At 39.5% G+C, this 22,745-nt stretch carries 22 protein-coding genes and 1 tRNA gene; 14 read left to right on the forward strand and 9 right to left on the reverse strand.

Translation table 11 applies throughout. From position 1 onward, the window contains the following. The first annotated feature begins 55 nt into the window (after positions 1 to 55). The 7 genes from nrdA to AAC854_RS07000 all read left to right on the forward strand — a co-directional run bounded on the left by nrdA (position 56) and on the right by AAC854_RS07000 (position 7,696). The gene (gene nrdA, locus AAC854_RS06970; protein WP_340616461.1) at positions 56 to 2,347 is read left to right on the forward strand and encodes a class 1a ribonucleoside-diphosphate reductase subunit alpha; all 2,292 of its coding nucleotides are present in this window, start codon (positions 56 to 58) and stop codon (positions 2,345 to 2,347) included. Between the two features lie 12 nt (positions 2,348 to 2,359). Continuing rightward, positions 2,360 to 3,490, forward strand: a complete 1,131-nt coding sequence (gene nrdB / locus AAC854_RS06975) for a class Ia ribonucleoside-diphosphate reductase subunit beta (RefSeq protein ID WP_340616462.1) — start codon at positions 2,360 to 2,362, stop codon at positions 3,488 to 3,490. 1 nt (position 3,491) lies between these two features. Then, complete coding sequence (gene yfaE / locus AAC854_RS06980) at positions 3,492 to 3,758, forward strand: class I ribonucleotide reductase maintenance protein YfaE (protein ID WP_340616463.1); 267 nt, start codon at positions 3,492 to 3,494, stop codon at positions 3,756 to 3,758. Between the two features lie 308 nt (positions 3,759 to 4,066). Continuing rightward, complete coding sequence (locus AAC854_RS06985; protein WP_340616464.1) at positions 4,067 to 4,585, forward strand: Ail/Lom family outer membrane beta-barrel protein; 519 nt, start codon at positions 4,067 to 4,069, stop codon at positions 4,583 to 4,585. A 423-nt stretch (positions 4,586 to 5,008) separates the two neighbouring features. Further along, positions 5,009 to 5,773, forward strand: a complete 765-nt coding sequence (locus tag AAC854_RS06990) for an N-acetylmuramoyl-L-alanine amidase (protein ID WP_340616465.1) — start codon at positions 5,009 to 5,011, stop codon at positions 5,771 to 5,773. Positions 5,774 to 5,879: 106 nt separating this feature from the next. Further along, positions 5,880 to 6,521, forward strand: coding sequence for a glutathione S-transferase family protein (locus AAC854_RS06995; RefSeq protein ID WP_340616466.1), 642 nt, complete (start codon positions 5,880 to 5,882; stop codon positions 6,519 to 6,521). Positions 6,522 to 7,132: 611 nt separating this feature from the next. Then, the gene (locus tag AAC854_RS07000) at positions 7,133 to 7,696 is read left to right on the forward strand and encodes an Ail/Lom family outer membrane beta-barrel protein (protein ID WP_340616467.1); all 564 of its coding nucleotides are present in this window, start codon (positions 7,133 to 7,135) and stop codon (positions 7,694 to 7,696) included. Between the two features lie 151 nt (positions 7,697 to 7,847). Here AAC854_RS07000 and AAC854_RS07005 read toward each other — a convergent pair whose 3' ends face one another. Continuing rightward, complete coding sequence (locus tag AAC854_RS07005) at positions 7,848 to 8,198, reverse strand: DUF6693 family protein (RefSeq protein ID WP_340616468.1); 351 nt, start codon at positions 8,196 to 8,198, stop codon at positions 7,848 to 7,850. Between the two features lie 619 nt (positions 8,199 to 8,817). Here AAC854_RS07005 and AAC854_RS07010 point away from each other — a divergent pair. Next, a complete protein-coding gene (locus AAC854_RS07010) occupies positions 8,818 to 9,252 on the forward strand; it encodes a lysozyme (RefSeq protein ID WP_340616469.1) in 435 nt (144 codons plus the stop codon). A gap of 209 nt (positions 9,253 to 9,461) precedes the next feature. Here the strand turns inward: AAC854_RS07010 and AAC854_RS07015 are convergent, their stop codons facing one another. Together AAC854_RS07015 and AAC854_RS07020 are read right to left on the reverse strand one after the other, a co-directional pair. Further along, the gene (locus AAC854_RS07015) at positions 9,462 to 9,857 is read right to left on the reverse strand and encodes a VOC family protein (RefSeq protein WP_340616470.1); all 396 of its coding nucleotides are present in this window, start codon (positions 9,855 to 9,857) and stop codon (positions 9,462 to 9,464) included. A 110-nt stretch (positions 9,858 to 9,967) separates the two neighbouring features. Next, positions 9,968 to 10,558, reverse strand: a complete 591-nt coding sequence (locus AAC854_RS07020) for a lytic polysaccharide monooxygenase (protein WP_340616471.1) — start codon at positions 10,556 to 10,558, stop codon at positions 9,968 to 9,970. A gap of 1,332 nt (positions 10,559 to 11,890) precedes the next feature. On the opposite strand from AAC854_RS07020, the gene ghoS reads away from it, so the two are divergent. Both ghoS and AAC854_RS24720 read left to right on the forward strand, forming a co-directional pair. Further along, entirely contained in the window at positions 11,891 to 12,199 is a 309-nt protein-coding gene (ghoS, locus tag AAC854_RS07025) for a type V toxin-antitoxin system endoribonuclease antitoxin GhoS (protein ID WP_340616472.1), read from the forward strand. 67 nt (positions 12,200 to 12,266) lie between these two features. Continuing rightward, positions 12,267 to 12,488, forward strand: a complete 222-nt coding sequence (locus AAC854_RS24720; protein WP_479715124.1) for a phage tail fiber protein — start codon at positions 12,267 to 12,269, stop codon at positions 12,486 to 12,488. A gap of 187 nt (positions 12,489 to 12,675) precedes the next feature. Here the strand turns inward: AAC854_RS24720 and AAC854_RS07030 are convergent. From AAC854_RS07030 to AAC854_RS07040, 3 genes are all read right to left on the reverse strand, one after another. After that, a tRNA-Pro gene (locus AAC854_RS07030) sits at positions 12,676 to 12,752 on the reverse strand. 75 nt (positions 12,753 to 12,827) lie between these two features. Next, positions 12,828 to 14,567 carry an LPS biosynthesis-modulating metalloenzyme YejM gene (gene yejM / locus AAC854_RS07035; protein WP_340616473.1) on the reverse strand — a complete coding sequence of 580 codons (1,740 nt, stop codon included), beginning with the start codon at positions 14,565 to 14,567 and terminating at the stop codon, positions 12,828 to 12,830. Positions 14,568 to 14,597: 30 nt separating this feature from the next. Then, positions 14,598 to 14,825, reverse strand: coding sequence for a YejL family protein (locus AAC854_RS07040; RefSeq protein ID WP_340616474.1), 228 nt, complete (start codon positions 14,823 to 14,825; stop codon positions 14,598 to 14,600). A gap of 279 nt (positions 14,826 to 15,104) precedes the next feature. On the opposite strand from AAC854_RS07040, the gene yejK reads away from it, so the two are divergent. Then, positions 15,105 to 16,106: a nucleoid-associated protein YejK gene (gene yejK / locus AAC854_RS07045; RefSeq protein WP_340616475.1), complete on the forward strand. Its 1,002-nt coding sequence runs from the start codon at positions 15,105 to 15,107 to the stop codon at positions 16,104 to 16,106. Positions 16,107 to 16,203: 97 nt separating this feature from the next. On the opposite strand, the gene rplY is transcribed toward yejK, so the two are convergent. Further along, a complete protein-coding gene (gene rplY / locus AAC854_RS07050) occupies positions 16,204 to 16,485 on the reverse strand; it encodes a 50S ribosomal protein L25 (protein WP_038235979.1) in 282 nt (93 codons plus the stop codon). A 178-nt stretch (positions 16,486 to 16,663) separates the two neighbouring features. Then, complete coding sequence (gene radD, locus AAC854_RS07055; RefSeq protein ID WP_340616476.1) at positions 16,664 to 18,421, reverse strand: DNA repair helicase RadD; 1,758 nt, start codon at positions 18,419 to 18,421, stop codon at positions 16,664 to 16,666. 273 nt (positions 18,422 to 18,694) lie between these two features. On the opposite strand from radD, the gene rsuA reads away from it, so the two are divergent. The 3 genes from rsuA (at position 18,695) to AAC854_RS07070 (ending at position 21,627) form a co-directional block, all read left to right on the forward strand. After that, positions 18,695 to 19,402 carry a 16S rRNA pseudouridine(516) synthase RsuA gene (gene rsuA, locus AAC854_RS07060; protein WP_340616477.1) on the forward strand — a complete coding sequence of 236 codons (708 nt, stop codon included), beginning with the start codon at positions 18,695 to 18,697 and terminating at the stop codon, positions 19,400 to 19,402. Between the two features lie 34 nt (positions 19,403 to 19,436). Further along, complete coding sequence (locus tag AAC854_RS07065) at positions 19,437 to 20,624, forward strand: Bcr/CflA family multidrug efflux MFS transporter (RefSeq protein ID WP_340616478.1); 1,188 nt, start codon at positions 19,437 to 19,439, stop codon at positions 20,622 to 20,624. A gap of 658 nt (positions 20,625 to 21,282) precedes the next feature. Next, positions 21,283 to 21,627 carry a YejG family protein gene (locus tag AAC854_RS07070; protein ID WP_340616479.1) on the forward strand — a complete coding sequence of 115 codons (345 nt, stop codon included), beginning with the start codon at positions 21,283 to 21,285 and terminating at the stop codon, positions 21,625 to 21,627. A 102-nt stretch (positions 21,628 to 21,729) separates the two neighbouring features. Here AAC854_RS07070 and mepS read toward each other — a convergent pair whose 3' ends face one another. After that, complete coding sequence (gene mepS, locus AAC854_RS07075) at positions 21,730 to 22,317, reverse strand: bifunctional murein DD-endopeptidase/murein LD-carboxypeptidase (RefSeq protein WP_340616480.1); 588 nt, start codon at positions 22,315 to 22,317, stop codon at positions 21,730 to 21,732. Between the last annotated feature and the right edge of the window lie 428 nt (positions 22,318 to 22,745).

A 22,745-nucleotide genomic window follows, 5' to 3' on the forward strand; every position in this document is an offset into this window, starting at 1 on the left:
AGACCAAGAAAAGCGATATAGGCGAGATACGAAAAAAGAGAAGGTGTATTTCCCCATGAACCAGAGTCTGCTAGTTACCAAACGTGATGGACATAAAGAACGAATTGATCTTGATAAAATTCACCGGGTTGTTACCTGGGCTGCCGAAGGTCTGAAAAATGTCTCAGTGTCACAAGTAGAGCTGCGTTCCCAGATTCAATTTTACGATGGTATCAAAACATCCGACATCCACGAAACCATGATCAAAGCTGCGGCTGACTTGATCTCTGGCGATGCACCTGATTACCAGTATCTGGCTGCGCGTCTGGCGATCTTCAATCTGCGTAAAAAGGCTTATGGTCAGTTTGAACCCCCTACACTGCATGACCATGTTGTACGCATGGTAGATTTGGGTAAATACGACAAACATTTGCTGGAAGACTATTCCAAAGAAGAATTCGAGCAAATGGACAGTTTTATTAACCACTTGCGTGATATGAATTTCTCCTATGCAGCGGTCAAACAGCTGGAAGGGAAGTATTTGGTACAAAACCGTGTCACCGGTGAAATTTACGAAAGTGCCCAGTTTCTTTATATGCTGGTTGCTGCGTGCCTGTTTTCCTCTTATCCAAAAGAAACGCGCTTGGATTATATCCGTCGTTTCTATGATGCGGTTTCCACCTTTAAAATTTCACTGCCAACGCCAATTATGGCGGGGGTACGCACACCAACTCGCCAGTTCAGCTCTTGTGTGCTGATTGAGTGTGGTGACAGTCTGGATTCCATCAATGCGACATCCAGTGCGATTGTTAAATATGTTTCCCAACGTGCCGGCATTGGCGTAAACGCGGGCCGTATCCGTGCATTGGGTAGCCCAATCCGTGGTGGTGAAGCTTTCCACACGGGCTGTATCCCCTTCTATAAACACTTCCAGACTGCGGTGAAATCCTGTTCTCAGGGTGGCGTTCGTGGTGGTGCAGCAACATTGTTCTATCCGTTGTGGCATTTGGAAGTAGAAAGCCTGCTGGTACTGAAAAATAACCGTGGTGTTGAAGGCAACCGCGTTCGTCACATGGATTACGGTGTACAAGTTAACAAACTGATGTATGAGCGCCTGATCAAAGGGGAAGAAATTTCTCTGTTCAGCCCGTCTGATGTTCCTGGATTATATGATGCCTTCTTTGCCGATCAGGATGAATTTGAACGTCTGTATACGCAGTATGAAAATGACAGCAACATCCGCAAAGAGCGCATTAAAGCCGTTGAATTGTTCTCACTGATGATGCAGGAGCGAGCTTCAACTGGCCGTATTTACATCCAGAACGTTGACCACTGCAATACACATAGCCCGTTTGATCCGGCTGTTGCACCTGTGCGTCAGTCAAACCTGTGTTTGGAAATTGCACTGCCAACCAAGCCATTGAACAACATTAACGATGAAAATGGCGAAATTGCACTGTGTACACTGTCTGCTTTCAATCTTGGCGTTATCGAAAATCTGACTGAATTGGAAGAACTGGCGGAATTAGCCGTCCGTGCCCTGGATTCTCTGTTGGATTATCAAGACTACCCGATCATTGCCGCGAAACAAGGCTCAATGGGGCGTCGTACTCTGGGTATCGGTGTGATTAACTTCGCTTATTATCTGGCGAAAAACGGTGTGCATTATTCCGATGGCAGTGCAAATAATTTAACTCATAAAACATTTGAAGCCATTCAGTATTACCTGCTGAAAGCCTCAAATATATTGGCGAAAGAGAAGGGTGCCTGTCCGTGGTTTAGTGAAACCACTTATTCACAAGGTATCCTGCCGATTGATACTTATAAGAAGACACTGGATACATTGACCAACGAGCCTCTGCACATGGATTGGGAAGCTCTGCGCCGTGATATCCAACAGCATGGCCTGCGTAACTCGACATTATCTGCATTGATGCCATCAGAGACTTCTTCGCAAATCTCTAATGCGACCAATGGTATTGAGCCACCACGTGGTTATATCAGTGTCAAGGCATCGAAAGACGGTATTTTACGTCAAGTTGTACCGGATTATGATCTTCTGAAAGGTGCTTATGAGCTGCTGTGGCAGATGCCGAGCAACGATGGTTACTTACAGTTAGTCGGGATCATGCAGAAATTCATCGATCAGTCGATTTCTGCCAATACCAACTATGACCCGGCACGTTTCCCTAATGGCAAAGTTCCGATGAACCAATTGCTGAAAGATTTACTGCTCGCTTACAAATATGGTGTGAAAACACTGTATTACCACAACACCCGTGACGGTGCGGAAGATGTTCAGGGTGATTTGGAAGAAGTCGTTGAATCTGCTGATTCCGACTGTGAAGGCGGCGCGTGTAAGATTTAATTTGAGGAAGCTATGTCCTATACCACTTTTTCGCAAGTAAAAAATGATCAATTACAGGAGCCGATGTTTTTCGGCCAGTCTGTTAACGTGGCGCGTTTTGATCAGCAGAAATATCCTATTTTTGAAAAGCTGATTGAAAAACAACTCTCCTTCTTCTGGCGTCCGGAAGAAGTGGACGTTTCCCGTGATCGCATCGACTATAATGCGCTGCCGGATCATGAGAAACACATTTTCATCAGCAATTTGAAATATCAGACGCTGCTGGATTCCATTCAGGGCCGTAGCCCGAATGTGGCTTTACTGCCGCTGATTTCCATTCCAGAATTGGAAACATGGATTGAAACGTGGTCGTTTTCGGAGACGATTCACTCGCGTTCTTACACGCATATTATCCGTAACATTGTGAATGATCCTTCTATCGTGTTTGACGATATTGTGGAAAACGAACAGATTTTAAAACGCGCCAAAGATATTTCTGCGTATTACGACGATCTGATCGAAATGACAAACTATTATCATCTGTTGGGTGAAGGGGTACACGATGTTGCTGGTAAAACAGTGGACGTTAACCTGCGTGCATTGAAAAAGCAGCTTTACTTGTGCCTGATGAGCGTTAACGCCCTGGAAGCTATTCGCTTCTATGTCAGCTTTGCGTGTTCATTTGCCTTTGCTGAACGTGAGTTGATGGAAGGTAACGCTAAGATAATCAAACTGATTGCCCGTGATGAAGCTCTGCATCTGACGGGAACCCAGCACATGTTGAACTTGCTGCGTTCTGGTCAGGATGATCCTGAAATGGCAGAAATTGCCAAAGAGTGTGAACAGCAATGTTACGATCTGTTCGTAGAGGCAGCAGAACAGGAAAAAGAGTGGGCCGACTACCTGTTTAAAGACGGCTCCATGATTGGCTTAAATAAAGATATTCTGTGCCAGTATGTTGAATACATTACCAATATTCGCATGCAGGCAGTTGGCTTGAAATTACCGTTTGAAACTCGCTCCAATCCGATTCCATGGATCAATGCGTGGCTGGTTTCTGATAACGTTCAAGTGGCTCCACAGGAAGTCGAAGTCAGTTCTTATTTGGTTGGTCAGATTGATTCGGAAGTCAATACTGAGGATCTCAGCGGTTTCGAACTCTGATATGGCTGATTATAAAATTACCCTGCCGTCAAGGCAGGGTTTATCCGTCCATTATTCTTCAGGTTTCCACGGTAATTTGCTGGAAGCACTAGAACACGGCAAAGTGCAACTTGAATACCAATGCCGCCAAGGGTACTGCGGTTCTTGCCGTGTTCGTCTGGTGAAAGGGAAGGTGGGATACCCTTGTAAACCATTGGCATTTGTTAATGAAGGGGAAATTTTGCCGTGTAGCTGTCATCCACTGACAGATATTGAAATTGAACCGTAATTTCCCGCTTCGCAATTCGAACATTTGTGGAAATAGGCAAATTTATCAATTTTACTACGATAAAAACGCTTCAGATTGTTCTTGATTGTGAACATATCGATTATCACGATGGTGTGTTCACGTTATCGATTTTTTCTTGCCTTTCTGATGATATTTCAAAAAATAATTGTACTTTTCCCTCCTTTTAACGTTTTTATGTCACCATAAATCAACCCAGGTTTTACCATTGTTTCTGATCTGATTTTTATCAGATGAAAATATGTGGGCTATATTTAAATGGCTTATCTCCACCATAGAGGTAGTAACGAATGAACAGAATCCTTATTGCTATGTTTGTTCTTCTTACTTTTCCGGCAACACAAACTTATGCTGTTGAAGGACAAACAACATCGGTGGGATATGCTTCTGGTCATTTCGATAAAGCGGGTGAAGTAATACCCCGTAGAATGAATTTCAATCACTATTATCAAATGAGTCCTGATTGGGGAGTTGTAGGATCATTTTCTTGGCTAAAAGGTGACAAAAACTGGGAGCCTGCCCAGCCTTTACTGGCAGGCCCGGCTTATCGAATTAACCATTATTTCAGTCTGTATGGGATCGTGGGTATTGCTCGTTTGAAATGGGGTAATGAGGGGAAAAGAGGCACTTACTTTGATACATATACTTATTCTGATAAAAATATGACTTTAGCTTGGGGAACAGGAGTGTTAATTAACCCATTAGAAAATATCAATTTCTATATCAGCTATAAAGAGACACAAATTCAACCTGAAAATGAAAGTTATCATGTCAATGGACTTAATATTGAGGTTGGGTATCATTTTTGAACATGCCATATTTGATTAAGTAATCATGATAATTTAGTGAACTTATATCTATTTAACATGATATGAAATAATAATCACTTTATGAAATTTGTTTGTAGTTAAATTCCTCTGTATATCTATCTCTAATCAAACCATTCCTAAACTAGACAGGCATATTTCATTACAGTACGCTTGGCAGGCATTTTTTTCGAAAAACATTCTTATTGGCATTGGTTCATATTTAGAATAATAAAAATAAATGGCAGCCGTATTTGAAACAGATACTTGTCTGGCAGGTGTCATTTTTGTTGAATTATAGAAGGCTTTTAAAGTAAGAGGCCAAGTGCGTTTACATTGTGCTCAAACATGCCTGTTATGGAATGCGTTTTTTACAGCGATTTGATATTCACTGCGTTACATCGCAAAACCAACGGAGTAACAATAATGTATAAAATTGATTATGTTTCATATCGTTCAACCAAAAGCTTTAACCGACGTTCCCGCTTTTTAGTTATGCACTACACCGCTCTGAATTTCGAAAGATCCATTCAGGCATTGACAGGGGATCTCGCCAGTGCTCATTACTTAGTGCCGAATCCAGATGATTCGACTTATCAGGTTGCTGGATTTAGAGAAATTCATATTTTCAATCTTGTGGATGAACTTGAAAGAGCTTGGCATGCTGGAGTGAGTTCTTGGGCAGGAAGAGAAAGCCTAAATGATACTTCCATTGGTATTGAGATTGTGAATGAGGCTAGTGATGAAAATGGTATTCTAACTTTTCCCCCTTATCATCCCAATCAAATTGATGCGGTTAAGGTACTGGCCATTAATATAGTCCAACGTTATCCAGATATTCATCCAACCCATGTAGTAGGGCACTCAGATATTGCCTGGCAGAGAAAAACAGACCCGGGTCCGGCTTTTCCATGGAAAGAGTTATATGATGTAGGTGTTGGGGCATGGTATGACGAAGAGACTAAACAAAAATATATCGGGCAATTTTCTTATTGCCTGCCTGATGCTGCCGCGATTTTAGAACACCTTAAGTGTTATGGTTATGATATTTCAGGTGCAGAAGAAGATGATAACTTTCGGTCTTTAATCATGGCATTCCAAATGCACTTTCGTCCATCATCTTATGATGGTGTTCCTGATATAGAAACTATTGCCATTTTATATGCTTTAGTCGAAAAGTATTTCGGATAATAAATAACGATTTTCCATGAAGTATATCAAATAAGTTTTGAGTTGCGGCATTGTTAAAAAAGTCGCAGCTTGAAAGATAAAGTGCCTATTAAAGGGGGATGACTCCATGATAACGGTTTGGGGACGAAAAACTTCATCTAATGTTCAGGCGTTGATGTGGTGCATTGGTGAATTAGAACTTTCTTTTACTCGCTATGATATTGGACATAAATACGGTGGCAACGATACACCTGAATTTTTGTCCATGAACCCGAATGGAACTGTACCTGTTATCAGGGATGGAGAAGGTTCACCAATTTGGGAAACAGGCGCTATTTTACGCTACCTTAGTCATCGATATGCGGAAGCGCCTTTTTGGCCAGAAGACCTTGAAGCTCGCACTGATATAGATAAATGGGCTGAATGGTCGAAAATAAATATTGCGCTGAATTTTACTGCTCCCATATTCTGGAGAGTAGTCCGTACTGCACCTCAACAGCAAAGTCAGGATGAAATAACTAAGGCCATTCATAAGTTGGGTAATATGTTGAACATTGCCGAAAAACAACTACAGCAAAATTATTTTATTGCTGGTAATCATTTTACTCTCGCTGATATACAGTTTGGCCATATACTTTATCGTTATTTCGATATAGAAATTAATCGTCCATATCATCCGGCACTGATTGATTATTATGCTAAGTTAACAGAAAGACCTGCATTCAGAGAGCATGTGATGATTTCTTATAAGGAACTGAGGGTTAGCTGAATACACTCTTTTTCTTTCAAGTAGCGGCCTTATAGGTTGCAACTTGAAGATTATTGTATAGAAATAATAAATTATCATATGAGAATAAAATCTTGTGATGTAGTTGCCAGATTATTCGTTCAGATACCTTGAGAACCTATTCAATGATGACTCACCAATAAAATTTTCCTGATTGAAAACTGAAAAAATGGATAGTCAATTGATTTATTTATTTTGATGATACATTTCTTCTATTTATAGTAAATAATTATTAAAAGACAAAATGTCAACTAATTACACATTGGGTTATTTTAATGTTAGGAAATATCCTAATGTTATAAATGAATTGTTTTGTCTTAATTGTTTGATAAATAAATGTTTTTATAAATTGTGTGCTTTTATTTATATGAATACATAGGTGATTTTTTGACTATAAAAATAGGTGTTTTTCTATGTAATGATTTGAATTTAAATAAAATTTATCATTGTTGTGATTTCGTTGGTGTAATTTTTGGAAATAAACTGATGTTCTTCCGCTTATAGTTGAATTCCTGATATAAGAGCTGTATATTCCGAAAGCTTTTCTTAGTAAAGCGAATACTTCAAACGTAAATGACAGAGAATTTTTATTTATGAAAACAACACTATTAACAGCTTCTATCGCTGTGGGATTATCTATACTTACTTTTAATGCCTATGCAAGCAATAATGGTAAAAGTACTATTTCTTTAGGGTATGCTCAGAGTAACGCATCATTGGATAAAGTTAAGGGAATCTACCATAATGATAAGAAATTAAGTACAAACCAATATGGTTTAAATCTAAAATATCGTTATGAGTTTAATGAAAAACTTGGCGTTATCGGTTCATTAACTTATACCCAATATGTACATGAGTATGATTATTTTGGTTCATCATCAAAATTCAGGTGGAAAAATACATCTCTGATGGCTGGACCAACCTATCGTTTTAACGATTATATAAGTGCATATGGTATGATCGGCGGGATTCGCAGTGAAGCTGGTTTTTCTGCATCAGGAGGTAAAGGTATTCAGAAAAAAACAGCATTATCTTACGGCGTTGGCTTACAATTTAACCCTACTCCAGCTTGGGCTATTGACGCTTCATATTCATATGCAAATTTAAAAGAAGCCAAACTGGGAACTTGGGTATTGGGTGTCGGTTATCGTTTCTAAACTTTTATCTACTCATATTCGTTATGTCTCTTTATATATCGATTATTTTTTAAACTAATTTATTTATTGGCGATCATTTTATGAATGATCATTTCGCCTGAACCTTATAAAATAAAGTGTTCAGGCTTTTTGTTATGTATCCAATCACGATTTATTCAGAAACTACTCGTGTATGATTAATGCAATGCATGATGATTTTGTAAAGGTATACAAAATATAAAAGCCCAAATGTAATAAAAGAGAGAATAGCCCAAATGATGACGTAGCCCAGTATTTGAGCTAAGTTGATATCACAATCTAACTTACCGATAATTTTCCCGCTATCTCGGTCAATAACATGCGTTTTGCTAATGATAAAACGAGTCATATAGTAAGGAAATACAAAAGCACCTAATCCTACGGTAAGTAATATAATCAGAAACCAGATTATAAGGTGTAAGAAAATCTCAAGTATTCCCAACTCTGATTTTAACTTCAAACTACGAAAATCCATTAAATTCATAAAATTATCTCAGTATTAAAGTGAATTCTGAAAGCTGATCGCTATCGAAATAATAATTATGGTCTTTGTAAGACAAACTTTTCGGAATAATAGTTCAATTAAAAGAGAATGGATAGCGATATGGAGTAGAAAATATTTACATTAGATCCGAACAGGCGATAAAAAAGCCAGTTTTATGAATAACTGGCTTATCTCTGTCTGTACAGCACGTTATATAAGGTAAATGCTTACATAAAGCGAGTTGCTGATAAGCGAATAACAACGCAGTGTACGTTCGAGAGGAAAGATTTTACAGATTTCATGATGATGTCCTTTGAGGGTTATAAATTGTGATTTACTTCACGAAAATCTAAATTCTGGGGAGGATTTTATGCTCAAAACAAAAAGAGTCAAGATATTTATTAAATTATTTTTTTAAAATTTAAAAAAAATTTGAAGACCAAGCTATATTTTTGAAATTTATGTATATTTTTGTTGTCGGCGCTTTGTGGGAATTCTATAATTTGGTTACTATAGCGCCTTCACTGATTTTTTCTTCGTCTATACTTTATATTTAGATTGTTTTTTATACTGATATTAACTTGGTGTTCAGTGCTTGACTTGGTAGCGGAGAAAATGAATGGAAATTAGTGAAAATGGTATTAATAAACTTAAAAGTTATGAGGGATTGAAATTGAAAGCATATCCTGATCCCGCCACTGGAGCTGAACCGTGGACAATTGGATATGGTCATACAAAGGGAGTCAAACCTGGGCAAGTGATTACCGCGCAACAAGCAGAAGCATTTTTGCATCAAGATCTTCTCCCGATTTATGATGCTATCCATCGATTAGTTAAAGTATCTCTAACACAGGGGCAATTTGATGCTTTATGCTCGTTTATTTTCAATCTGGGGATTGGTAATTTCACCTATTCAACGTTGTTGAAAAAATTGAATGCAGGTGATTACCAAGGTGCCGCCAGAGAGTTTTTGAAATGGGATAGGGCTAATGGGAGAGAAATACCGGATTTACTCCGTAGAAGGGAATCAGAACAGCAAACATTCCTCTCATAAGCAGATTTAAACTTAAAATGCTATATACCCGTCATCTTCCAAGTTGCATCTTTGTTGGATTCCTCACTCATCCCGGTCGCATAGTTAGTTATGCTTCTTGGGATTCGTTTCCTTCCCATCGCGATGCGACTTGAAATCCATTGGGTATAGATATACCGCTTAATACTAAAATAAATAATTTTTTAGCATTAAATTAACTATGAAAATGCTTAAACTTCTGAAGCACTATTTTGTAATACGACGCGATAGCCATCAATGTCTTCAAATGTCTTTCCATTCTTATCCCAATAAGGATTATAAGAAGGCACGAGAATAAAACCGGCTTCTTGCATTGATCTTATTTGTGTTTGCCATTCAAGTTCATCTTCAATATAAAATGCTAATAAATTATCTTTCGTTGGTGCTTTTCCGACATATGTGTTTTGATGATGCGTGAACTCCAGATGCCAAGAATGATTGGGATGCCCTAACATAATACCGTCAAAACCATCATGATCTTTGAATTCACCCAATATGGTGAAATTTAAACCTTGACAATACATATCCGCAATTTCAACAAGGTTATCTGTTGGTCTGGCAACTCTAAGAATAGTTGATTTTTTCATATTTTTTTAAAAGAGTAGGGTTGAGTTGGAAAATAAATATTACATGAAAATATTTTATTTTTTTAGATAAAAGTGCTGGTGATTTCCCAGCACTATTTAATTTAAAAATATTATTTAATATTAGCATCAATAACTTGATAGAAAGCATTATTGGTGTCGTCAATTGTCCATATACCGAGAATAACATGATATCCTGAGCGTGGGACATTACAGGTTACCTTGACTTTTTCGGCAGGTCTTTTCCCACCATCAAAGCGTTCACAGAAGGGTTTTAAATCAAACTGTGCGCGAGTTAGTGGCTTATTTGGGTCCCAATCAGGTTTAGTAATGAAATATTGCCATGAAGTGGAGCTATGCCGGGCTGTTAATACCCATATGAACTCATTAGAACCTTTATTGAGGTTGACATGATGCCAGCGATCAGCACCTTGTTCATTGAGTTGATTGAACTGACCAACACCGCCACTGGCAATTTGTCCATCTGGTGGGCCGCCTTGTGGAAAGCCTTTGACGCCTTCAACAGATTGTGGCTCATACATGATGGGACCACAGTCTTTGTTAACGCGTTTAGAGCATAGAAGCGCTCTGCTTGGTGGTGTATCGATATATCCATGACGAGAGGAAGGTTCGGCAATACTAAAGAATGGGGTAGCACTAACAACGGCCAATCCCACTAAAAGTAATGACTTTTTAATGTTCATGATGGAGTTCCTATTTTTTCCGTACTTGACTGTAAAATAAGTAACTTTAATTATTGTTATAATATTAATTGGTATGTATGAAATTTACTTTACTTCTTATGGAAAGGCATAAAGATATTTATAACAAAATTAGTCAATTATAAATTCTTAATTTATGATAAGGGTGTGATAGAAATATATTCTTGAGAAAATGATGGTTGTTGAGCTGATGGGTTATGCCGATAGGCTAAAGTTTAATTTGGATGAAGCACCGATCAAGAAAAGTCCCTCCCTGTATTAAGGGAGGGAAAGAGCGAAATAAGAAGCAAATGAGGGTGTACTAAACAAGTAGGGTATTCAGTACACGTAAGTAAAGTAGACCTAAATAGAAAAGTATGCAATAAACCAACCTTAAACAAGAGGTAGTAATGATATCTTAGGGGTACAGTCATCCGGAAATGGATATAAATTCTAAAGAATAGATTAGACGATAAGCTTAAGGAAGTTTTAACTTTTAGAGAAGTGCTTTTGTTGTTCAGAGCCGGATAAAGTTAAATGTCTTGGATTCACATATTAATTGAAATGCCGTAATGAACTAAGTAAATAAATTGGTATTACTTTAAATAACTTCTTTTAGTGTTGTGTTTAACAAATATATTTTACTGGGCTAATTGTGTGTTCAATACTTACTCGCAGAGCGTAGAAAATTAATCATGATCACCAATAATATCGTTAAAAACAAGGTAAAGTCACGCTGACAACATTGAATGCGTATACATTGGGAAAAGGCTATGTGATTTTTTAGAGATAATTTGCTATTTTTAAAGAAAAGACATTGTTGAGCAGTTTTGTCATTCCCATTCAGAGTCGATTGAAGGTGTTATTGGATCTGCTAATACACTACTTGTTCCTGCTAAAGAAATACTGGATTATGCAATCCGTTGGATGGAAAACTATCATGAAAAGTCATTATTAGCGTTATCGTCATTCCTGATATATCGTTAGATTGGATATAGTATTAGGGGAATGATTAATAGAAGAGTATTATTCTTTTATCATAGAAAACCTTCATGGGTTGATTATTCTTTTCTCAGTTGGTGAGGTAAATATTCCAAGGGTGGGAAGTATATTATCAAAGTGACCACTAAACTTCGACTTCATTAGCACCATTTTAGTTAGTGTGGCTATTTTCTCAAATCACTGTGATTTATTGATATGGCGTGATCGCATTAGTGCCTGCTAAATTCACCATTAACCACAACACCCTCGGAAAGGGCGGAATGTGGCTATAACTTTCTGTAATCAAAAAATTAGATGTTTTGGTTATTTCTTAAATAAAAGAGAGGACTGTATATGGCTACTTATCTGGTTCGTGTAGAACTTTTTGGTGCGGGTTCAAGGGAACACAATTCACTTCATGAACTAATGGGGTTAATTGATTTTAGGAGAACAATTACTTATGCCAATGGTGAAGTAATGGCTCTACCTACAGGGACTTATGTTGGAAATTCGTTAAACTCCGCTTCAGAGATCAGAGAAAAAGTTAGGAAATTAGCAAATCCATTATCATCAAAAGCTGTTTCTGTGTTTGTTTGCCAATATAGCGAATGGTCTGCTTACCTTTATTCAGCTTCTGTATCTGCATTATCATCTGAATCATAATCTTATTTTTTTAGTAAGCTGGTTCTCCAACAAATAGTTTGGAGGCCAGCTTTACTACAATATCACGATTGAAACTTTCTACAGTCAGCATATCCATTTGTCTAAGCTCTTTCAGAATAAGCGAATCAAAGCCATCGTAAACGGTGAGAAGGTTTATTATGTTGATGGGAGGCCTTGTGATATTCCAGAAGGATGCTGGTTGGACGTCCGTATTCAAATGCCGGAGGATTCTGTGTGGAATTTGGGGAAAAATGTAAAGAAAGATTTAACTAATGAACTTTCATCTTAGTCATGAAATTCAGAGGATGAAAAGGTGAGTGGATGAAATTCTTCTGAATAAGAAAATAATCAAAATATGATTATTTACAGCTCAGAAACGTAGTTGTTTTTGAGGAGGGTTTTACCCCCATTTAACCCCGATCAAATTCCACCCATAAAAAAACCAACCTTAACAGGTTGGTTTTCTTGGGGAAATTTGGTCGGCATGATAGGATTTGAACCTACGACCCCCGACACCCCATGACGGTGCGCTACCAGACTGCGCTACATGCCGATGACTGTTCCTATAGTACCGTTTTTTATTTTCAAAGCAAGCCCTTAATTTAGTGAGTGATTGATTTTTAAACGATTAGTTTGCTAAAAAACGTTTCACTTCAGTTAGTATCTGTAATAGTTGGGCAAGATTTGGTTTGGAACCCTCAATCTCATTACCGTCTAAGTCATACAGGTAATATTCCCCATCTCTGGAAAGATAGACCGTATTTTTAGCTGTCGTAATTATCAATGAACCATTATCACCAGTAATAAGCCATGGGTTTTCTCTCTGGGCGTTAAAAAGATCTTCACCTTGTGAATAATCTTCTGGAGAGTTGCTAACGTGCAGTAGACGTTGCATTAATGTTGTCATGACATCCTGATGACTGGTCAGCTTGTTGATAACTTGTGCAGGTGTACCCGGCCAGTGAATTATCAGAGGAACGTGAATCTGTTTGCGGTTGAATTTGTTATCAGTAATCCATTGTGGAGAGCGATTTATTGTCTCTTCACTCTGCTTGGCTGTAATCACAACGATGGTTTTATCTAGAACGCCTTTATTTTTTAAAGAGTCTAAAATGTTGTTAATTTCAGTATCCAGCGCTTTCTTGTCGAATTTACCCGATGTATGAGTAACCCCGTTAATATCCAGAAATGAGAACCATGGTGCAGAACCGTTGCGTAGATTCAGCCATTGACGCCATTGTGTCACGGTTAAGTTATCGTCTTGCTTACCTGTGTTTGGTAGTGAGTAATCAGTCAAAATCGCCTGACGATAAAGCGGGGTTTGGAATCCATCGGAAGAGAACAGGCCAAATTGATACCCTTGATGCGTCAGTGCATCAACAAGTGCAGATGGTTTTCTTGCATTAAGGACACCGTCTAGATAACCCGATGATATACCATAGAATAAACCAAACAATGCAGTGTCGTCCTGAATACCCGTGCTGAAATGTTGAGTAAACTGGATGTTGTTTTTTGCAAATTGTTCCAGAGCCGGCATGTCATTGATGATATCTGGATTATCCAGCCCATCCACCACGAGTAGCAGTAGGTTATAGCCTCGCCCAGTATCCTGATAGGATAAGTTATTCAGTGGGTAGTTGATGCTCAAGGCAGCAGGGTTTCCCTGCAGATTAATACGCCGTTGATATTCTTGGTGATCCAGTAGACCATGTTTTTCAAGGAATTTACGCGCTGTCATTGGATAAGAAAGCGGCAGGTTTGAGCGCTGCATGGTAATGGGACGGTAAAAATTGGCATCTGCCCAGATATACATGAGGTGGGAAGCGACAAAAGCGGTGATAAATACTGCTGCCAGTGGTTTACCGAATCGTTGGCGATTGAGGCTGCGTAACTTTTGCCAACTCCATGTACCGAAGAGCATCTGTATCAAGAAAATGATGGGGATACAGATGAACATCAGCTGCCATTCCCTTGTTAATTCCCCTTGTTCCGGGTTAGTGACTAAGTCCCAGACTAACGGAGTTAAGTGCAGGTGAAAGCGAACATAGACAGAAGAATCGAATATCAGTAGCGTCAGGCCCGCCGTTGCCAGTGCGGCTGAAAGAAACCTGAGTAACCTCTGGGATATAACGATGAATGTCAGCGGAAATAAAATGAGTAAGTAGATAGCAAAAATAATAAAGCTGAAATGACCGAGCCAACTGACTAGCGCATAAATGCGCCCAAACAGTGAACCCGGCCAGTCAGATGCAAATAAATAGCGACTGCCCAGCACGAGACTGAACATGATGTTGAACAGGGCGAACCAGTGTCCCCAACTGATCATCTGAGAAACTTTTTCGCGGTAATGCTGACGGCTAGTCACCATATTTTCTTTACATTAAGGTATTAATTGAAATTAATGCGCTTTATCTTCGTTAATTGAAGATTGTAATGCGCGTGCAAACGAGTCTGCGATATGTCTGCGTTGTGCAGGAGCAATGCTCGTATTGATCAAATTCGTTACCATATTGCCCAATACCATCAGAGTAAGGTCAGTTGGCGCATGATTTTTCTCGAAAACATTTACTAATTCAGTTAATAAATGTTCAACTTTTTCATCGCTATAGCGAGACGACTGTGGCATAACTCAAATATCCTGAATGTACAAAGCCCTATATCTTACCGTATAGAGGAGTAATTTTCTGCTTTTTTATGACAAATTAATTCCCTACCGTGGGTATTGTTGTGATTTTCTAATCTGCTGCATCGTTTTAGCCTTCGATATATTGAACATTAGTAATTACATTTTGAACGCTTTTTAATCATTGGGGTTTTTGGTTGCAGCAAAGAGGCAACGGTGTTTGAATACGCCGCTAATCGCAAGGTTCCATAGGTGGCCAAAGCTGCAAAAGGAGTATAAATAATGAGTCTGGACATTACCCAGATCGCGTTACATCGGTTGATTAAACGTGATGAACAAACGTTGGAAGTCATTTTGCGTGATTCTCTGCTAGATACTAATCAAGTGGTTGAAGAGATGATGGCTGAATTGCATCGTGTATATAGTGCAAAAAGTAAAGCCTATGGTTTATTCAATGAAGAGAGTGAATTGGCGGAATCTCTCCGTCATCTGCGTAAAGGTGATGACGATTTTCTCGGTTTTAGTCGGGCGGCAACGGTTCGCCTGAAAGATGAGCTGGCAAAGTATCCTTTTGCGGAGGGGGGAACGGTTCTGTTTTGCCAATATCGATATCTTGCCGTGGAATATTTGCTGATTGCAGTTCTGAATAGTTGTAACAGCATGTCCGTCAATGAGGAACTGGATGTGAACACAACGCAGTACCTTGATATTCCTCATGCCGATATCGTAGCAAGAATTGATCTGACTGAATGGGAAACGAATCCTGAATCCAGCCGTTATCTGACTTTCCTGAAAGGGCGGGTCGGGCGCAAAGTTTCTGACTTCTTTATGGATTTCCTCGCTGCCAGTGAAGGTATGAATGCGAAAGTACAGAATAAAGGATTATTACAGGCAGTGGACGATTATTGCGAATCGGCGCAATTGGATAAAAATGAACGCCAGGCTTATCGTCAGCAAGTCTATGGTTACTGTAATGAACAGTTACAGGCCGGTGAGGAAATTAAGCTTGAAGAATTATCCCAGGAATTACCACCATTGGGTGAGCAAAATTTTCAGCAGTTTTCTCAGGAACAAGGGTATGAACTGGAAGATAGTTTCCCTGCCGATCGCGGGACGTTGCGTCAGTTGACAAAATTCGCGGGCAGTGGCGGAGGGTTAACCATCAATTTTGATGCCATGTTAATCGGAGAGCGGATTTTTTGGGACCCAGCGACGGATACCCTGACGATTAAAGGTACACCGCCAAATTTACGTGACCAATTGCAACGTCGTGGTAATCGCTAATTTTCGTAGTAGTCAAAGATTAAGCCGTAGAAATAAATAACGCCGCAATTGCGGCGTTATCTACTCGGCGTCCCGATAAAAGCTCGACTGTGGCTAATTAAGCACGCAGGAAATCGATGTGCGTCAGTTTAGGTTTAAACGGATGACGCTGTACTGCCTGCACTTTAACTTTAGTTTCTTTACCATCAACAACCAGAGTCATAACTTCGTAGAATTCTGGTTTGCTTTCGTGGTTGATAACTGCATCGTGATCCAGTTCGATAGAAACTGGCTCTTGGTTACCACCGTAGATGATTGCTGGAAACTTGTTAGCTCTACGCAGGCGGCGGCTCGCACCCTTGCCCTGCTCTTTACGTACTTCTGCATTAATAGTTAACATTATTTTTTCTCTGTAAAAGAAGAAAATAAATCCTGCTACAGGCGACCCAGCAGCAGGTTCGATACTTGGCTTAACATTATGTATTACGCTAAGCGGGCGGCATTCTAACGAAAAACCGTTATGACAGCAAATAGAAATGCACTATCTGGCTGGTTAGCATGCAGGTTATTTGGCAAGCCTAATACAGATCATCTGCCCGTCTAAACCGTCCCTGATAGTCAAAAATTTTTTCCCGGATTTGCCAGAATTGCCCCTTTTTGCGTGCAACAACAAAATCAGGATGGCGTAATAAAGGGTGTTGGTGAGCAATGTCTGCTGCTGTTTTCCATCGGAAAGTGGTTCCCGGCGCACGTTGATGTTGACGAATGAACTGGAATTCAAACACTTTCTTCTGCGCAGGAGTGGATAAGCGGAACAGTTCTGAAACATCCGCACCATCTTCATCATAATAGGTGATCTTTAACCACTCTCCTTTGTTGTCATGACCCGGAATTAATTGCATCCCACCACAACGCAGTACCAGCGCATCTTTAAGTTTTAAGGCTGCTTTCAGCATATCATCAGGATCGACTAATACTTCTTCACAGCGGTTACAGCGTCGGGCCGCGATATCATTTTCTGCCCCACAGTGGGGGCAGGATTTGAAACGAAAACGGAAATCACATTGTTGCCGTTTTCCATTTTCATCCTCTTCCCAACCCTGGCAACGCCTTCCAAAATGCTCAATGAGTTCTCCATCTGCTGTACATGTTCCCCAAAACGTATTAGCAAATTGGCAGATGGGACAAAATACCTGCACCGGCTGGCTTTGTGAATTAGGTTTGCTGTGACCGACTTCGGGTGTGTAGAGATCGTGAGGGTTCCCCGCATAATCCAGGATCAGGCAATCTTTTTTATCAGGAAATAAACGCAGTCCACGCCCAACAATTTGCTGATAAAGACTAACGGATTCCGTGGGGCGTAATATGGCAATTAAATCTACATGCGGCGCATCGAATCCTGTTGTCAGTACGGCGACGTTGACCATATAGCGAAGTCGTTGTTCCTTGAATGCGTTGATCAAGAGATCCCGTTCAGATGTGGGGGTATCTGCGCTGACTAATGCAGCTTGCCCAGTAGGCAATAGCTGGAAAATTTCTTTGGCGTGTTCGACCGTAGCGGCGAAAATCATCACACCTTTTCGGCCTTGGGCATAGTCGATAATCTGTTTAATGATATGGGGTGTAATGCGCTTTTGGCGTTTTATCTCCCGGTTTAGCTCAGATTCGTTGAATATTCCTTGCTGGCTGGTACGAACCTGACTGAAATCATATTGAACTATTGGCATGTCCAGTCTTTCCGGAGAAACCAGAAAGTGGTGTTTAATCATATAACGCAACGGAAGTTCATAAATACAATCGCGAAAAAAACAGCGTTCATCACCGCGTATCATACCATGATAATGGTATTGGTATATCCAGCCATAACCCAGACGATAGGGCGTTGCGGTTAGTCCCAGAATACGTATTTGAGAATTGTTTTTCTGGAGTTGTTGGATAATTTGCTGGTATTGGCTATTTTCATCATCACTGATGCGATGGCATTCATCAATAATTAGCAGTGAAAAATGGTGATCAAAACGCGACAGATTACGGGCAATGGACTGGATGCTGCCAAAAACGACTTTTCCTTCACTTTGTTTTTGATTTAATCCGGCAGAAAAAATATCCGCATTTAACCCATAAGCACAATATTTGCTATGGTTCTGTGCAACGAGTTCCTTAACATGTGCCAATACTAAAACACGGCCATGAGCTAACTTTGCCAATTCAGCGATAACGAGGCTTTTACCTGCACCTGTTGGTAAGACAATTACTGCCGGCTCTTTGTGTTGGCGAAAATAGTGAATGGTAGTATCTACCGCTTCTTGCTGATAAGGGCGTAAAGTAAAAGCCATTTTATGTTACTGTCACAGATATCAGGTAAAGGAGAATTGGTGTAGAGGATAACATTTTTTATTTAGCCTTGCTGCTGAGAAAATGTTTGTCATTCTTTCTTTTTCTAGAATTAGACGGGCTATAACGAGTGATTTATTATTGTTATAGTTATTTTAGTGATGATCATTTTGGCAATTATCTGTTTAACCTAGTATCACAGTAGTAGCCTTGAAATTGTTTGCAATATCAAAGGCATATTTATATGTATTTATTTTTATCAGGGACATCTATTCATGCGATTGGATAAGTTTTTATCTCAACAGTTAGGCATTAGCCGTAATAATGTGGGGCGTGAGTTACGAGCAGGGCTGGTTACTGTCGATGGTGAAATCATCAAAACAGGCACCTATAAATTGAAACCCGACCAACAAGTTGCTTATGACGGAACGATATTGCAACAATTAAATGGCCCTCGCTATTTTATGCTGAACAAGCCACAGGGATATGTGTGTTCGACAGATGATCCGTCAAATCCGACGATTTTATATTTTATTGATGAACCTGTTGCCCATAAATTACATTCGGCCGGGCGTTTGGATATTGATACTACCGGGTTGGTTTTGCTGACGGATGATGGGCAGTGGTCACATCGTATCACGTCACCTAAACATCATTGCGAAAAAACTTATCTTGTTACATTAGAACATCCGATATCGGAGGGTACTGAGCAAAAATTTTTGGCAGGAGTCCAGTTGAATGGCGAGAAGACACTGACAAAACCGGCAAAGTTAGAAATTATCGAACCCCAGATTGTACGCCTGACCATCAGTGAAGGGCGTTACCACCAAGTAAAACGAATGTTTGCAGCAGTAGGGAACCATGTTGTTGGTCTTCATCGGGAAAGAATCGGTGAAATTTATCTCGATCCTGAATTAGCGCCGGGAGAATACCGGGCGCTAACTGATAGCGAGATTAGTAGCATACAAATGCCAACACTTTAATTTCTTATCCTTCAACTGATTCAGGAGTAACTGCGTGCAACAACAGCGAGTATCCTATTTGGGATTAGTCATGATCCTTGGTTTGCTTTCTATGCTAATGCCATTGGCAATTGATATGTATTTGCCAAGTATGCCAACGATTGCTGAAAATTTTGGTGTCAGTGATGGTTTGGTTCAGATGACGCAGAATAGCTATATTCTGGGTTTTGCCATCGGTCAGATGTTTTATGGGCCAATGGCGGATAGTTTGGGACGTAAGCCTGTCATTTTAGGGGGAGTTATTGTTTTTGCCATATCTTCTGCCGCGTGTGCTTTAGCTCAAGATATTCACACTTTTATTTCCATGCGTTTCCTGCATGGTTTTTCTGCGGCCGCTGCCGGTGTTGTAATCAATGCCCTGATGCGTGATATGTTCACAAAAGATGAATTTTCCCGCAGCATGTCTTTTGTCACATTAGTGATGGTTATTGCACCCTTATTAGCTCCCATGTTAGGTGGGATGATGCTGATATGGTTCAACTGGCATGCCATTTTCTGGTCAATCGCTATTGCAGCGATAGTCGCTGCGGTTTTGGTCACTTTCTTCATTAAGGAAACATTGCCGCAGGAAAAAAGGCAGCCCTTTAATTTAAAAAATACGCTGATGCAGTTTATTATGCTGTTCCGGCAACGTCAGGTATTGTGTTATATCTTAGCCAGTGGTTTTTCCTTTGCCGGTATGTTCTCTTTCCTGAGTGTCGGGCCATTTGTTTACATTAAATTAAATGGCGTGTCTGAACAGAATTTTGGTTACTATTTTGGGTTAAACATTATTTTTCTGTTCATTATGACAATCATTAATAGCCAGTGTGTTCGTAGATATGGCGCATTGAAAATGTTGCACATTGGGTTGTTCGTCCAATTTGTCATGGGGCTGTGGTTGTTGTTTAGTACCCTATTTGATCTGGGATTTATTTCTTTAGTCATGGGCGTTGCTATTTATATCAGTGGAATTTCTATGATCACATCTAACACAATGGCTGTTGTGTTGGACGATTATCCGCATATGGCCGGAACCGTTTCTTCACTGGCAGGAACGATCCGTTTTAGTATTGCCGCATTGGTGGGGGCCACTCTGTCTTTTATGCCGGGAGAAAGCGCTTGGCCGATGGTAGGAGCAATGGTGCTATGTGCGACATTAGGAATGCTGCTTATTATCCAGGTTCGTAAGGCACAAAAATAAAAAACTGAAAGGCTGTCTCTTTGTATGGGATGGCCTTGTGTTAACACTTCTGTTTATTATCCCTTCTTCTTACTCCTAGGTATAAGAACATATAGATTTTCTTAAGGTTTTTTTCTATGTATTTAGAGCTAAGTTTGCATTTTCCTTCCTAAAATTCCTTGAATGTGCAAAGACGTGATTGGTTGCACTGATAGACAGGAAATACCGAGTGATTATCAAATAAATGTAGAAAATTATTAATTTCGTTATGTTCAGATAGTATTAATGTGTTGGCTTTTTGTTAACTTTTTATGATTGGTTTCATAACTACAAATGATGAAGTTGTTGTGATTAATTAACCAATTGTAAATAAAAGAAAATAATCTTTTTCTGGCGTTAGGTGAAGTCTAAAAAAAGCAAATATGTAAATGAATCTTGAATAAAAAGTTGCCATATTGCATGAAAATAAGTTGAATTATTTACTTAAACAGTATAAATATATACAAAATGCGAGTTTGATCGCACTTTTTCAGGATGAAAAGGGAAGTAAGTGCGATAATGTGGTTTTCATTTTAACCTTTTTTTTACTTTTCTGTTGGGTGGTTATTCGGTTTTGACGAGTCGATAACCGACAGCTGGTGGTTAGCTGTATTAATGTTGTTTCTGATAGGAATAATACGTGAATAATATCCAACTTTCGGTAGTACATAGACTGCCGCAAAGTTATCGGTGGTCATCTGGGTTTGTTGGTACAAAAGTTGAAATTTTACCAGCAGAAGAAACAGATATAGGAAACAGCCTGACGGGGCTGAAGTTGTTAAGCCATGAAGGCGAAAAAGCACAGGAGATTTTGCGTACTATAAATCAGTCTATTGCTGATATGCAGATACTAAGTGCAGTGATTGAGTGGGAAGGGGAGCCATGTCTGTTTTTTGCTAAGGAAGACGAAAGTGCAGTGATGTGTCGTCTTAAGACGTTAGGAGCTGCAATTGCGGAAAACATAACGGCGTTATACCCGCTATAATTTTACCCATTAATAAAAAACGCTTCCTGAGTGGAAGCGTTTTTTATTGCTTGCAAGGGAATTTTTTGAATAATACGGCCTTATGCCCGATTTAATGATGGGTTATATTGTGGCCTTCGTATCATCTGATAGTACTCGCCTTGCACCGTAGTATCGTTTATTCCAATAGTTATCAGTCAACTTAGAGACGATAACCCCACTACTGGTTGAAGCATGCACAAATTGGTTATTGCCGATATAAATACCAACGTGACGCATATAACGGCCAGTTTTGAACAGCACTAAATCACCTGCCCGTAATTTAGAACGGCTAACGGTTTGACCTATACGCTGTTGTTCTGATGTTGAACGTGGTAAATCCATGCCGAATTGATCGTGAAAAGTACGCTGTACAAAGGCAGAACAGTCAATGCCGCGTTTTGTATTTCCGCCTAACCGATAAGTAACCCCTTTCCAGTCTGCATATTGATTAAGTAACTTGGATTTAATATCTAAATTATTAACTAAAGTTTCAAATTCATCCTGAGATGGTTGCAGTAAGAAATGCTTTTGAGAGTTTACTGCATGCGTCTCAGTATGTTTATTACGTAGTTTGGAATCTGGTGAACTACATGCGGTCAGTGTCACTGCCGCCAGAATTGCGGGTATCAGCCGCAATATGTATCTCAGTATTGGTTGAGATTTGACCATTGTATTAATTTTCCCTTGCAGCCCTTAAATCTGATTTATTACCAACATAAAAACACTAAACGTTTTAAAGCCTAGTAAGAATATGATGAATTAACAAATTTTCTGTCCCTAAAGTGTGTGAAGCAACACATTTTATTAGTTTCTTTACAAAACACATTATTTTAACAAACAGGACGCAGGGAAGATTACTTAATTCATTAGTAAAAAGCGAGAGACAAAAAGGGTTATTTACAAAAAATTAGATTACTAACTAAGAGGTTAGAATAGCTTGTTGTTATTTTATACTGGTAGGGTGAAAATTTTGTGGTATTGAGGAGAGCTGGATTAACGCAATAAGTGCAACATGCGACCGGTATAGGCTTCCATTGGCGTCAGCCCATTTAAAATCTTTCTTGGTGTCATATTCAGCCTCAATTCCATATCGCTGA

Origin of the sequence: Xenorhabdus entomophaga, from assembly GCF_037996725.1 — a bacterium.
Lineage (GTDB): Bacteria > Pseudomonadota > Gammaproteobacteria > Enterobacterales > Enterobacteriaceae > Xenorhabdus > Xenorhabdus khoisanae.